Raw genomic sequence first — 13,128 nt, 5'->3', positions numbered from 1 at the left:
TGCCGTCAGGAGCTTCGAGCAAGAGCAAGATCAAAATGGATTCCGGCTTTCGCCGGAATGACGGGGGGACAGTTCTTCGTCGCTCCTGCAGAGAGCGTTCGAAACATCCACCCCGTCCAGCGCAGGTGGATGCTCCGGCTTCAAACCAACGCCGCATCCTCATCGCTAGGCGTATCGTCCTTGCGCGAAGGCGCCGCCTCGCCCGGCTTGCCCGCAACCACTCTTGTCGCCTTACCCGGCCGCTGGTTGTCCACCGCCTCGGCGATGGCCTCGATCGCTTCGACCACCGGTACCGCGATCGTGCGCGGTTCGCCGGCTTCCTTGGCCAGGCCGTGGGCGAGGGCGGCTTCGGCTTCTTCCGAGGCCTTGCGGAAGCGCTTGGCGTCCGGGCACAGCACCTGCATGTAGTCGGCGTCGAAGTTCAGCCGTTCGACCAGGAAGTCGACGAAGGCCCGCACCTTGGGCGATTGCACCTGCCCGCGCGGGAACACCGCATTGAACTCGTACTCCGGCCCGGTCCAGCCGGCCAGCACGCGCTGGACGTAGCCTTGTTCGGCGAAGGCCTTGACGGTGACGTCGGCGGCCAGCATCAGCGCTTCGCCGCACAGCAGCGCGCCGCGCAGCGGGCCGGGGTCGTTGGCGACCATCACCGGGTCGACCACGTAGTCGACCGTGCGTTCGCCGTCGCTGAGCGTCCACACGTACTCGTTGTTGCTGCGGCGCGACTTGGGCATCGCCAGGGTGCGGTGATGGCGCAGGTCGTCGGGGTGCAGCGGTTCGCCGTGGCGGGCCAGGTAATTCGGGCTGGCGTAGATCTGGGTGCGGAAGATCGCCAGGCGCCGCTTGATCAGGTTCGAATCGGGCAGGTCGCCGACGCGCAGGGCGACGTCGATGCCCTTGTCGATCATGTCCACGGTTTCGTTGCTGAGGTTCATCTCCACCCGCACTTCCGGATGGCGGGCGTGGAATTCGCCCAGCAGCGGCGCGATCCAGGTGATGCCGACCGAGTACGGCGCGGTGATGCGCAGCCAGCCGCGCGGGCCGCCCTGCAATTGGCCGACCGCGCTTTCGGCTTCGGCCAGCTCGCGGGCGATGCGTTGGCAATGCTCGAAATAGATGTTGCCCGCTTCGGTCAGGCCGAGCTTGCGGGTGGTGCGATGAAGCAACTGCGCGCCCAGGCGCGTTTCCAGTTCCTGCACCTTGCGGCTGACCGTGGTCTTGGGCAGGCGCAGCACGCGCGCGGCGGCGATGAAGCTGCCGCTTTCGACCACCTTCACGAAGATCAAGGTGTCGTTGAGATCGTGAGCCATGGGGGATGGCCTCCTGAAGAGTGGATCGATAGAGAGACGGCGCGCGCGCCCGCGGTTGCGGAAGAGTGCGCTGAAACGAGGGATACCGGTATTGCGATGTGTGGCGGTGTCGTAGTCGGCCGAGTTCGGATTTGAAGCGTCGAGCGAATGCGTGGGCAGCTGCGGCGGCGAATCGGAATCGGGCTGTCGCGCCGGTGTTGGTTCGCCGACGTTGAGCTTGCGCTTCCGACCTTCCAGGCGCTGATGACGCTTGTCACCGGCGTTGGTTGATCCCGTCCACTGACGTGCGCGCGGATAAGCGCCGACAGTAGCGTCGTCGTCTCGCCAGTGCGGTGGAGCCCTTCCAGGGTCTCCAGGACCGCCCTTGCTTCTCTGCGTAGGGGCCGCCCTTGGGCCATTCAAGGGGGCCGAAGGGACATTGGACCGTTGCCGGGACAATTATTCCCTTAATCGCGGGCTAATCAAGTGCTGTTCTCATCTCTACTCTGTGCCGCAGATCGACACGAGGTCCCCCGCCATGTTGAGCCCCCGCCAAGCCCGTTTCGCCTTTCTACCTTTGATGTTGGTGGCCATGTCCGCCCTGATCGGGCTGGCTGTGGTCGTTTTCCGCCAAGGCCTCGCCCAGGGCGCCGAAGAAGCCTGGATGCTGGCCTGGGTGCTGGCCTTCACCATCGCGTTGCCTGCGGCCATGCTGCTGATGCCCGCGGTCGGTGCTTTGCTCGCCCACTACACCCGGGATGACAAGCGTCACGCCATCGTCCCGGTCGTGGGAGAGAAAGTCCCAGGAGCGGGACAATGAAAGCCCCTTTGGTTGTACTCGGTGCCACCGGCGGCGTCGGCCGCGGGGTCGTGCAGGCCGCGATCGACAGCGGCCGCCCGGTCATCGCGGTCGCCCGTCAGGCAGGCGAACTCAAGGCGCTCAAGGCCGGCTACCCCCACGCCGACCTGACCACCATCGCCGGCTCCGTCGCCAACGACGCGGCCGGGGCCAAGCTTGCCCGCGCCCTGCGCAAGCTCGGCCGCCCGCTTGCGGGCGTGGTCGCCGCGGTCTGCGGCAGCGCCGAACGTGGCCGCCTGCTGGATAACCCGGCCGAGTTCCTGCGCCGCAAGCTGGACGAGGATCTACTCCCCCACCTCGCCGCTGCGCGCCATTTGCTGCCCTTGCTGGCCGAACACGATCGCGGCGGCACCTACGTGCTGGTCGGCGGTCCCGGCAGCGAGCACCCGTGGGCCGGTTACGGCCACCGCTCGATCGGCGCGGCCGCGTTGCGCATGCTCGCGCGCGTGCTGCACGACGAGGCGCGGCAACTGGCGGTGCGGGTGCAGCTGCTGGCCGTGGACACGCCGGTGTGCACCGAGTTCAACCAACGCCATTCCTGCCCCGAATGGCCCAGCGCCTTGTCGGTCGGCCAACGCGCGATGGCGTTGATCGATCACGACATCAGCGAAGAGCCGCCGCGGCCGATCGTGGCCTACGCCGCGCGCGGCGTGTCGCCGTCGGTGCTGCCGCCGCGCATTCGCATCCCTTCGCCGCCCGCCAGCCGCGCCGATGCCGGCGCGCCCGCCAGCCAACCTCCGCTTACCGATACCGCTACCGACGATCTGCGCGCTGCACCCACTACCAGCTTCGACACCGTGCCCAAGACCGCTCCGGTTTCCGCCTGTGCGCAAGATCCGGAAAGCGCGTCGGACGAAAAAACGCAACGCTGTTTGCAGGACGCGCGCGCGTTGCTCAAGTCGTTGACCTCCAAGAATCCCAACCAGGAACCCACCCCCCGATGAGCACCAGTCATTTCAACGTCCGTTCCGGCCGACCCGGCCTCGGACTCTCCGTGCTCGCGCTGACCGCGAGCGTCGTCATCGCCCTGGCCGCCGTGGGTTGCGGCAGCCAGGCCGCGACCCCGGAAGGCGCGCCGCCGCCGCCGGAAGTCAGCGTCGCCCAGGTGCTGAGCAAGCAGGTGCGGCAGTGGGACGAATTCACCGGCCGGGTCAGCGCGGTCGAATCGGTCGAACTGCGCGCCCGCGTCAGCGGCTACGTCGACCGCATCGCTTACAAGGAAGGCCAGGAGGTCAAGAAGGGCGACCTGCTGTTCGTGATCGACCAGCGCCGTTACCGCGCCGAACTCGCCCGCGCCCAGGCCGAACTGGAACGCGCGCGCGCCGAAGCGCGTCTGGCCCAGACCCAGGACAAGCGCGCGCAGACCTTGGTCGAAGCCAAGGCGATCTCGCGCGAAGAGTTCGAGACCCGTCGCGCCGCCAGCACCCAGGGCGACGCCGGCGTGCGCGCGGCCGAAGCCGCGGTGGCCTCGGCGCAACTGGACCTGACCTTCACCGAAGTGCGCTCGCCGATCAGCGGCCGCGCCGGCCGCGCCCTGGTCACCGTCGGCAATCTCGCCTCGGCCGACCAGACCGTGCTGACCTCGGTGGTCTCGCAGAACCCGATGTACGTCTACTTCGAAAGCGACGAACAGACTTACCTGCGCTACAACGAGCTGGCCCGCAAGGGCGAGCGCGAAGACAGCAAGAACCCGGTCCGCATCGGTCTGGCCAGCGAAACCGGCTACCCGCACAAGGGCACGGTCGACTTCACCGACAACCAGGTCGATCCCCGCACCGGCACCATCCGCGCCCGCGCGGTGGTCGACAACAGCGACCGGATCTTCACCCAGGGCCTGTTCGCGCGCGTGCAGCTGGAAGGCAGCGGCGACTTCAAGGCCATGTTGGTCGACGACAAGGCCGTGCTCACCGACCAGGACCGCAAGTACGTCTACGTGCTCGGCGACAAGAACGCCGCGGTGCGCAAGGACGTGGTGCTGGGCCGGATGATCGACGGTCTGCGCGTGGTCAACTCCGGCCTGGCGCCGACCGACAAGGTCATCGTCCACGGCGTGCAGAAGGTGTTCTTCCCGGGCATGCCGGTGTCGCCCAAGACCATCGCGATGGGCGCTCCGGCGCCGGTCCCGGCGGCGCCGGGCGCGGCGGCCGGGGCCTTGTGATTCAACGATGACGGACGCGCCGTGGCTTTGCCGCGGCGACGCTCGACCTACACGAAACCGCGCAGCCCTCACCCCGTCATTCCCGCGAACGCGGGAATCCAGGGACTTTCGGGCGAGAGCGTTTGAAGTCTCTGGATTCCCGCGTTCGCGGGAATGACGGGCTCAAGCAGACGCGCTCATCAAGGTTTCCGCAATCAAAGGCCCGCGTCGCCACGACGCGGGCCGGGGACTCATGCGGCTCAACCCCGCACCAAGGAATCCGTCATGGACTTTTCCAAATTCTTTATCGATCGGCCGATCTTCGCGGCGGTGCTGTCGATCGTGATCTTCGCCGCGGGCTTGATCGCGATACCGATCCTGCCGATCAGCGAATACCCCGAAGTCATTCCGCCGTCGGTGATGGTGCGCACGGTGTACCCGGGCGCCAACCCCAAGGTCATCGCCGAAACCGTCGCCACGCCGCTGGAAGAAGCGATCAACGGCGTGGAAGACATGATGTACATCAAGTCGGTCGCCGGTTCCGACGGCGTGCTGGCGATCACCGTCACCTTCCGTCCCGGCACCGATCCCGACGATGCGGCGGTGCGGGTACAGAACCGGGTCAGCCAGGCGCTGGCGCGATTGCCCGAGGACGTGCGCCGGCAAGGCGTGACCACCCAGAAGCAGTCGCCGGTGTTCTTGATGGTGGTGCATCTGACCTCGCCCAACGGCAAGTACGACACCCTGTACCTGCGCAACTACGCGCGTCTGCACGTCAAGGATCAGCTCGCCCGCCTGTCCGGCGTCGGCGATGCGCAGATCTTCGGCGGCGGCGACTACGCCATGCGCGTATGGCTGGACCCGGACAAGGTCGCCGCGCGCGGCCTGACCGCCAGCGACGTGCTGCGCGCCATGCGCGAGCAGAACGTGCAGGTCTCCGCCGGCCAGCTCGGCGCCGAGCCGATGCCCAACAGCGAGTTCCTGACCCTGATCAACGCCAAGGGCCGCCTGCAGAACGAGGAAGAGTTCGCCAACATCGTGGTCAAGAGCGGCAACGACGGCGAGATCGTGCGCCTGTCCGACGTCGCTCGCCTGGAACTGGGCGCCGGCGACTACAGCCTGCGCTCGCAGCTCGACGGCAAGAACGCGGTCGGCATCGGTATCTTCCAGTCGCCCGGCGCCAACGCCCTGGAGATCCAGGAGCAGGTGATCGCCAACATGGATCGCCTGTCCAAGAGCTTCCCGGAAGGCATCAAGTACGAGGCGGTGTACGACACCACCATCTTCGTGCGCGATTCGATCAAGGCGGTGGTCACCACCCTGCTCGAAGCGATCGCGCTGGTGGTGCTGGTGGTGATCCTGTTCCTGCAGACCTGGCGCGCTTCGATCATTCCCTTGATCGCGGTTCCGGTGTCGATCGTGGGTACTTTCGCCGCGCTGTACCTGCTCGGCTTCTCGATCAACACCCTGAGCCTGTTCGGCCTGGTGCTGGCGATCGGCATCGTGGTCGACGACGCGATCGTGGTGGTGGAAAACGTCGAGCGCAACATCGAAGAAGGCCTGAGCCCGCTGGAAGCGGCGCACCAGGCGATGAAGGAAGTGTCCGGCCCGATCGTGGCGATCGCGTTGGTGCTGTGTGCGGTGTTCGTGCCGATGGCGTTCCTGTCGGGCGTGACCGGCCAGTTCTACAAGCAGTTCGCGGTGACCATCGCCATCTCCACGGTGATCTCGGCGATCAACTCGCTGACCCTGTCGCCGGCGCTGGCCGCGCGTCTGCTCAAGCCGCACGGCGCGGAGAAGGACGCGCCGACCCGTTTGATCGACCGTTTGTTCGGCTGGATCTTCCGTCCGTTCAACCGCTTCTTCGCTTCCAGCTCGCAGAAGTACCAGGGCGCGGTCTCGCGCACGCTGGGCAAGCGCGGCGCGGTGTTCGTGGTCTATGCGCTGTTGCTGCTCGGCACCGGCTTCATGTTCAAGATCGTGCCGGCCGGCTTCATCCCGTTGCAGGACAAGCTGTACCTGATCGCCGCGGTGAAGTTGCCGGAAGGCGCTTCGATCGCGCGCACCGACGCGCTGTTGAAGAAGGTCACCGACGTCGCCGGCAACATCGAAGGCGTGCAGCACACCATGGCGTTCCCGGGTTTGAACGCGGTGCAGTTCACCAACACGCCCAACACCGGCGTGGCGTTCCTGCCGCTCAAGCCGTTCAGCGAGCGTAGCCGCAGCGCGGTAGACATCACCGCCGAGCTCAACCAGAAGGTCGCCGGCTTCCAGGAAGGCTTCGCCTTCGGCCTGATGCCGCCGCCGATTCTGGGCCTGGGCAACGGCGCGGGCTATCAGATGTTCATCGAAGACCGCGGCAACCTGGGTTACGGCGCGCTGCAGAACGCGGTGAGCGCGTTCCAGGGCACGGTGATGCAGACCCCGGGCATGGGTTACGCCAACAGCACCTACCAGGCCAACGTGCCCCAGCTCGACGCCGAAGTCGACCGGGTCAAGGCCAAGGCGCAGGGCGTGCCGCTGACCGAGCTGTTCGATACCTTGCAGACCTACCTGGGTTCGGCCTACGTCAACGACTTCAACCAGTTCGGCCGCACCTGGCAGGTGATCGCCCAGGCCGACGGTTCGTTCCGCGACAGCGTGGAAGACATCGCCAACCTGCGTACCCGCAACGACCGCGGCGAGATGGTGCCGATCGGTTCGATGGTCAGCATCAAGCAGACCTTCGGCCCCGACCCGGTGCTGCGCTACAACGGCTACCCGGCCGCCGACATCGCCGGCGACGTCGATCCGCGGGTGATGTCCTCGGCCCAGGCCATGGACGTGGTCCGCGACGTCACCTCCAAGGTGCTGCCGCACGGCATGGAAATCGAATGGACCGACCTGAGCTATCAGCAGGCCAGCCAGGGCAATGCCGCGTTGATCGTGTTCCCGCTCGCCATCCTGCTCGCGTTCCTGGTGCTGGCCGCGTTGTACGAAAGCTGGACCCTGCCGCTGGCGGTGATCCTGATCGTGCCGATGTGCATGTTGTCCGCGCTGCTCGGCGTGTGGCTGACCGGCGGCGACAACAACGTGTTCGTGCAGGTGGGCCTGGTGGTGTTGATGGGCCTGGCGTGTAAGAACGCGATCCTGATCGTCGAGTTCGCCCGCGAACTGGAACTGCAGGGCAAGGGCATCGTCGAAGCCGCGCTGGAATCGTGCCGCCTGCGTCTGCGTCCGATCGTGATGACCTCCATCGCCTTCATCGCCGGCACCGTGCCGCTGGTGCTGTCGCATGGCGCCGGCGCGGAAATCCGCTCGGTCACCGGCATCACCGTGTTCGCCGGCATGTTGGGCGTGACCTTGTTCGGTCTGTTCCTGACTCCGGTGTTCTACGTCGCTCTGCGCAAGATGGTCGGCACCAAGCTGGTCTCGCACGGCGACCATCACAACGCTTCGGAGAAAGTCCATGCGTAATCTGAAACTTCCCGCGGTCGCGTTGCTGACGCTCGCGCTGGCCGCCTGCGCCGTCGGTCCGGACTATGTCCGGCCGACCCTGGCTACGCCGGACAAGTTCGCCCGCGGCGACGCGCAAGCGGCCACCGACGGCACCGTCGCGGCCGAACCCGACGCCGAGTTCTGGCGCGGGTTCAACGATCCGCTGCTGACCCGGCTGATCGAGGAATCGCTGTCGGCCAATCACGATCTGCGCATCGCCCTGGCCAACTACGACCGCGCCAACGCCTTGCTGCGCGGCGCCAAGTTCGACCGCTTCCCGACCATCACCGGCAGCGCCAGCGGCAGCGACACCCGCTCCAGCTCCGACCAGATGCCCGGCGCGTCGAACTCGGCGCGCGACAACGAGAGCTACAGCGCCCAGGCCAATGTGAGCTGGGAGTTGGATCTGTTCGGCCGGGTGCGCCGCAACGTGGAATCCGAGCGCGCCGAAACCTGGGCCAGCGCATCGGACCTGCAGGCGATGCAGGTGTCGATCGTCGGCGAAGTGGCGCGCAGCTACGTCGAGTTGCGCGGCCTGCAGGAACGCCTGCGGGTCGCGCGCGAGAACGCCGAGAACCAGACCGAGACCCTGCGTCTGGTGCAGGCGCGCTTCGACGCCGGCCGCGGCACCGAGTTCGATACCTCGCGTGCCCGCGCCCAGCTCGAAGCGACCTTGGCGCGGGTGCCGAACCTGGAAGCCCAGGTTGCGGTCACCGAGCACCGCCTGGCGGTGCTGAGCGGGCAAACGCCCGACGCCCTGGTCGCCGAGCTCAATCAGGCCGGCGCCTTGCCGGCGCTGCCGGCGCGACTGGATGCGGGCACGCCCGGCGAGTTGTTGCGCCGCCGTCCCGACGTCTCCGCCGCCGAGCATCGCCTGCACGCAGCCACCGCGCGCATCGGCGTGGCCACCGCCGATCTGTTCCCGCGCTTCACTTTGAGCGGATTGATCGGCTCGCAAGCCATCGACACCAGCGCCTTGTTCGAACGCGCCAGCGAAACCCGTCTGGTCGCGCTCGGCATCGACTGGTCGTTCCTCGACATCGGCCGCGTGCGCGCCCGGATCAAGGCCGCCGACGCCACCGCCGAAGGCGAACTGGCGCGGTATCAGCAGAGCGTGTTGCTGGCGCTGGAAGACACCGAGAACGCGCTGGTGCGTTATGCCCGGGCGCGGGTCGAGGACCAGCACCTGGAGCGCGCCGCGCAGGACAGCCTGAAGGCCGCCCAGCTCGCGCGCGTGCGCTACGAGGCCGGCGCCGCCGACCTGTTCGAAGTGCTCGACGCCGAACGCACCCAGTTGCAGGCGCAGGACGCGTTTGCCGATGGACGTACCCGCAGCGTCACTGGCGCGATCGCCTTGTACAAGGCGATGGCCGGCGGTTGGCCGGGGCGCGAGCCGGTGCGTGAGGGTGTGGCGCGGAACTGAAAAAGCGGGAATGGGGAACTGGGAATAGGAAACCGATGCGTACCATCGTTCCGATTCTTCGTTCCCTGTTCCCCGCTCATGGTTTCCCTTGACCGAAGACTGCAAAGACGCGACGAAGCCCCCATCCCCTCTCTTTCGTCGTGATCGGTTTTCGGTCTTTTTATTCCAAGTGGGGGATAGAGGTTGGGCAATAGGGAAGTGCAAGCACGAGGCACCTGATCGGCTTCGTTCTCCAGTTCCCTATTGCCCAACTTCTACTCCCCGCTTCAACGCCTCCGACGGGCCGGTCGCGGCGCCACCCGCGTCGCGGCACTGGGTTCCGACCGCCAGCGGTGGGCCGGCTGCGCGACCTGGTAGCACGCAGCCGCCGCGAGCGACGCGGCCGTCCCGTCGGGTTTCGATTCGGGATTCGACTACTTGAAAAAACGCGCGGCCGAGGCCGCGCGTCTAGCCCCTCTCCCGCTTGCGGGAGAGGGGTTGGGGTGAGGGCCACGGGATCACGATCTATTTCGCAACCTGACCGCCCCTCATCCGCCCTGCGGGCACCTTCTCCCGCAAGCGGGAGAAGGGAACAGCAGTGGCGATCAGTCCGTCGGCACCGAAAACACCGTCTTCAAGAACCCCGGCCACGCCGATTCCTTGACGTAAGCGATCGGACGATCGGTATTGCTGACCTTGTAACCGTCGCTCGAATAATCGGCATTGAACTCCTTCGCGCTCTGCGGGAAGAACACCGCCAAGCCGGTGTCGCCGTAGAACTTGTTGCCGATCTTGTTGCCGCTGCTGTAGTTGTTCTTGATCGCCAGGGTCAACGCATCCTGCGCGTCCTGCACCGCCGCCTTGCTGTCGGCGTCGATCGCCTTGGTCTTCAAGGTCGCCAGCCACGCGCCGATGTCCACCCCGTAGGAGGTCTCATACGGCGTCATCGCCTTGCGCGCATCGCGCGCGGCCTGCTGTTCGGCGGTGGTGGTCAGGCTCGCGGTCACCGCGTCCAGCGCATCGGCCACCAGCGCGGTCTTGCTCAAGTCGATCGACGACAGCGTGGTGTGGCCGGACGGGTTGTTGGTGTAATACGCCTTGTAGCTGTCGACCACGAACTTGCCCAGCGCCTGCGCCTCAGTGGTCGCCGGTTGCTTGGCCAGATTGGCCAGGAAGCCGTAATCCCAGCCTTCGCCCGGTTCCAGCTCTTCGCTGCCGACCAGGAACTTGGCGCGGTCGCGCAACTCGTAAGCCGGTTCGATCATCGCCATCAGGCACGCATCGAACGAGACGATGTCCAGCTTCTTGTCGCCCAGCGCGGTCTTGATCGCATCGGCGACGTCGGAGTTGAAGATGATGTTGCCGGTTTCCTCATCTTGCGACACCGAGCGATGGGTGTCCTTCATTCCCGGCGCGGCGCGGAAGCCTTGGCCGTGGTTCCAGATCACCAGCATCGTGCGCTTGGCCGGATACTTTTCGGTGCCCCACTTGATGAACTCGGCCAGCGTTTCCTTGTCGCCCATGTCGGTGTTCAACTTGGACTTGCCCAAATCCATCAGCGCGCCCGCGGCGGTCGGCTTGTCGCCTTTCTTGACCCGGAAACGCTTGACCCCGGTCCAGTTGCCGTTGCTGTTGTCGTAGCCGGCGATGCGGCCGTACTCGACCAGGATGTTGACCTTGTCGGAGCTGCCGACCTTGGCCATCTGATTCCAGTTGTGGACGGTGAACGGTTCCAGATTGTTTTTGCCGTTCATGAACACCAGCACGTTCCACTCGGCCTGCGTCGCCTTGGCCGCGGGTTTGGCCGGAGCTTTGGCCGCATGGACCACGCCGCAGCCGGCCAGCAGCGCAGCGGCCAGTAACGCCTTGTTGAAAGATCGCATTGAATTGAATTCCTGAAAGGTGGGAGGGTTTCGCCGCGCGGACGGCGCGCTTCGTCGCGCGGCGAAGGCGAACACGGGTTCGCTTAGTAGTAAAAGCGCAAGTGGGCGCATCGCCCCCCTGGCCACCCCATGCGCTCAGGCCGATGGAAACGTGATCGCAACTGAAGAACGCGAATGTGTGATTCGATTGTGGCCGTGGCGCGCGCTCAGGCACGCGGCTCGGGGCGATGTTTGCGTCGGCGTCGAGGTCGGCTTGTGGGTGATGTCGGTCAGTCGGCGATCGCGAAGCCGGTCGCACTCGCGTCGATACATGCAGCGCCGTCGCGAACGGCGCCGCGCGCTATCCGCGCCGGATTCGTGGCGAGGCATGAGTCGATGCGAGTGTCGAATCGGCGCGCGGCCGATACCGAGCCAGCGGGATTGGGCAAACCTCAGGCGCTGACCTGGGCCACCCAGTCTTCGAGGTTGTAGTAGTTGCTGACCCGCGCGATCTTGCTGTCGCGGATTTCGAAGAACGCGCCGCCGGGCAGCACATAGCGTTGACCGCGCGCCTCGGGCAGGCCGGCGTCGGTGCTCAGGTACTCGCCGTGGACCACGTACTCGGCCGCGGCGCGGGTGCCGTCGGGCGAGACCATCACCACGATGTCGCGCAACTGCTCGCGGTAGTGGCGGTCCATGCGTTGCAGGAACGCGGCGAACGCCTCGCGGCCGACCTCGCGCGCGCCCTGGTTGAGATCGTGCGCCACCGTCTCGGCCAGGGTGGCGAGCATGCCGGCCCAGTCGGCGCGGTTGAACGCGGCGTAGTAGGACAGCACCAGCTCGGTGGCGCGGTCGTGGCTGCGGGTGCCGTCGATCTTCATGGGTCGGTCCTGCGGGGCTATGGCGGGGCAGGCTGATGATCGCGCAAATGCCGGGCCGGGAGAATCCGGCTTAGGTGCTAGGCGCGGGCCGTGGCGTCGCCCGCAGACAGGTGCCCGCGTCTCTCCCAGTCCGTCATTGCCGCGAACGCGGGCATTCAGAGCCAAGAGCCTTCAACGCTATCCTCCCAGAACGTCATTCCCGCGAAGGCGGGAATCCGGAGACTTCAGCGTCATCCTTCCTGTCCGTCATTCCCGCGTTCGCGGGAATGACGGACGAGGAGGCGCACACGGCCGGGGAGGCGCGCAAAGAAAAAAGGCCCGCGTGAGCGGGCCTTTTTCATCTTGAGCGAAGCGGTGAAGCCCAGCGAACCGATCCCGTGCTCGCGACCTCCCGCCCCGCCCGCAACCGACCTCAGATCCGCACCATCGCCCGCTGCCGCTGACGCAGCAGACTGATCGTCAACACCGCCGCCAGCAGCGCGGTGGTGACCACGAAGATGCCCACGCCCAGGTAGCCGCCGCTGACGCCGCCGGCCAGGACGCTGCCGCCGGCCTTGTTCGGCACGAAGCTGGCCGCGAGCATGCCGGTGTAGTGCATGCCGCACACCGCCACGCCCATCACCAGCGCGCTGCCGAGCATCTGGCCCCAGCCGCGCAGGTTGAAGGCCAGCCACAGGGCGACGATCGAGGCGACGATGGCGATCGCGGCCGAAGCCATCACCAGCGAGTTGTCGTAGACGATATCGGCCGGCATCAGCATCGCGGCCATGCCGGCGTAGTGCATGCCGGTCACGCCCAGGCCCATCAGCACGCCGCCGACGATCAACTTGCCCCAGTTGAAGACGCCGCTGCCGGCGATGGCCAGGCCGGCCATGCACGAGATCACCGCTACCACCGCCGAGCCCAGGGTGATCGGCAGGTCGTAGGTGACTTCCACGTTCATGCGGCAGGCGAGCATGGCGATGAAGTGCATCGCCCAGATCGCGCCGCCGCCCATGGCGATGCCGGCGGCGGCGACCGCTCGCCATCGCGCCGCGCCGGTGGCGTTGGGGATGGCGATGGCCAGCTGCAGGGCGGTGAACGAGCCCAGCACCGACACTACATAGGACAGGATGACCAGCAACGGGTCATGGATGCATTGGATGGCATGATCGAGCGGCATGACGAACCCCCTGAGGTGGATGGGTTGAACGGCAATCAATCGCCTCGACGCCGTCCCGC

General features: G+C 66.6%; 9 protein-coding genes. 5 read left to right on the top strand and 4 right to left on the bottom strand.

Annotated features, from left to right (window positions below):
- Window positions 1-140 precede the first annotated feature (140 nt).
- Entirely contained in the window at window positions 141-1,310 is a 1,170-nt protein-coding gene (locus V7787_RS12000; RefSeq protein ID WP_336088407.1) for a LysR family transcriptional regulator, read from the bottom strand.
- A 517-nt stretch (window positions 1,311-1,827) separates the two neighbouring features.
- On the opposite strand from V7787_RS12000, the gene V7787_RS11995 reads away from it, so the two are divergent.
- The 5 genes from V7787_RS11995 (at window position 1,828) to V7787_RS11975 (ending at window position 9,185) form a co-directional block, all read left to right on the top strand.
- A complete protein-coding gene (locus V7787_RS11995) occupies window positions 1,828-2,109 on the top strand; it encodes a DUF2798 domain-containing protein (protein WP_336088405.1) in 282 nt (93 codons plus the stop codon).
- Complete coding sequence (locus V7787_RS11990; RefSeq protein WP_336088403.1) at window positions 2,106-3,092, top strand: SDR family NAD(P)-dependent oxidoreductase; 987 nt, start codon at window positions 2,106-2,108, stop codon at window positions 3,090-3,092. The genes V7787_RS11995 and V7787_RS11990 overlap by 4 nt, the downstream gene beginning before the upstream one ends.
- Complete coding sequence (locus tag V7787_RS11985; RefSeq protein WP_336088401.1) at window positions 3,089-4,306, top strand: efflux RND transporter periplasmic adaptor subunit; 1,218 nt, start codon at window positions 3,089-3,091, stop codon at window positions 4,304-4,306. The genes V7787_RS11990 and V7787_RS11985 overlap by 4 nt, the downstream gene beginning before the upstream one ends.
- A gap of 264 nt (window positions 4,307-4,570) precedes the next feature.
- Complete coding sequence (locus V7787_RS11980; RefSeq protein WP_336088400.1) at window positions 4,571-7,741, top strand: efflux RND transporter permease subunit; 3,171 nt, start codon at window positions 4,571-4,573, stop codon at window positions 7,739-7,741.
- Window positions 7,734-9,185: an efflux transporter outer membrane subunit gene (locus V7787_RS11975; RefSeq protein ID WP_336088398.1), complete on the top strand. Its 1,452-nt coding sequence runs from the start codon at window positions 7,734-7,736 to the stop codon at window positions 9,183-9,185. The genes V7787_RS11980 and V7787_RS11975 overlap by 8 nt, the downstream gene beginning before the upstream one ends.
- 584 nt (window positions 9,186-9,769) lie before the next feature.
- On the opposite strand, the gene V7787_RS11970 is transcribed toward V7787_RS11975, so the two are convergent.
- From V7787_RS11970 to V7787_RS11960, 3 genes are all read right to left on the bottom strand, one after another.
- Window positions 9,770-11,047, bottom strand: a complete 1,278-nt coding sequence (locus V7787_RS11970) for a clostripain-related cysteine peptidase (RefSeq protein WP_336088396.1) — start codon at window positions 11,045-11,047, stop codon at window positions 9,770-9,772.
- 431 nt (window positions 11,048-11,478) lie between these two features.
- Window positions 11,479-11,907 carry a ketosteroid isomerase-related protein gene (locus V7787_RS11965; RefSeq protein ID WP_336088395.1) on the bottom strand — a complete coding sequence of 143 codons (429 nt, stop codon included), beginning with the start codon at window positions 11,905-11,907 and terminating at the stop codon, window positions 11,479-11,481.
- Between the two features lie 412 nt (window positions 11,908-12,319).
- Window positions 12,320-13,069, bottom strand: coding sequence for an MHYT domain-containing protein (locus V7787_RS11960; protein ID WP_336088393.1), 750 nt, complete (start codon window positions 13,067-13,069; stop codon window positions 12,320-12,322).
- Window positions 13,070-13,128: the final 59 nt, after the last annotated feature.

Source organism: Pseudomonas sp. CGJS7 (assembly GCF_036961695.1).
This window is presented reverse-complemented; position numbering and strand designations above follow the sequence as displayed.

Excerpts from the sequence above, each read along its gene's own strand:
- V7787_RS12000 (WP_336088407.1), bottom strand. The coding sequence starts at position 1,310 with ATGGCTCACGATCTCAACGACACCTTGATCTTCGTGAAGGTGGTCGAA.
- V7787_RS11995 (WP_336088405.1), top strand. The coding sequence starts at position 1,828 with ATGTTGAGCCCCCGCCAAGCCCGTTTCGCCTTTCTACCTTTGATGTTG.
- V7787_RS11990 (WP_336088403.1), top strand. The coding sequence starts at position 2,106 with ATGAAAGCCCCTTTGGTTGTACTCGGTGCCACCGGCGGCGTCGGCCGC.
- V7787_RS11985 (WP_336088401.1), top strand. The coding sequence starts at position 3,089 with ATGAGCACCAGTCATTTCAACGTCCGTTCCGGCCGACCCGGCCTCGGA.
- V7787_RS11980 (WP_336088400.1), top strand. The coding sequence starts at position 4,571 with ATGGACTTTTCCAAATTCTTTATCGATCGGCCGATCTTCGCGGCGGTG.
- V7787_RS11975 (WP_336088398.1), top strand. The coding sequence starts at position 7,734 with ATGCGTAATCTGAAACTTCCCGCGGTCGCGTTGCTGACGCTCGCGCTG.
- V7787_RS11970 (WP_336088396.1), bottom strand. The coding sequence starts at position 11,047 with ATGCGATCTTTCAACAAGGCGTTACTGGCCGCTGCGCTGCTGGCCGGC.
- V7787_RS11965 (WP_336088395.1), bottom strand. The coding sequence starts at position 11,907 with ATGAAGATCGACGGCACCCGCAGCCACGACCGCGCCACCGAGCTGGTG.
- V7787_RS11960 (WP_336088393.1), bottom strand. The coding sequence starts at position 13,069 with ATGCCGCTCGATCATGCCATCCAATGCATCCATGACCCGTTGCTGGTC.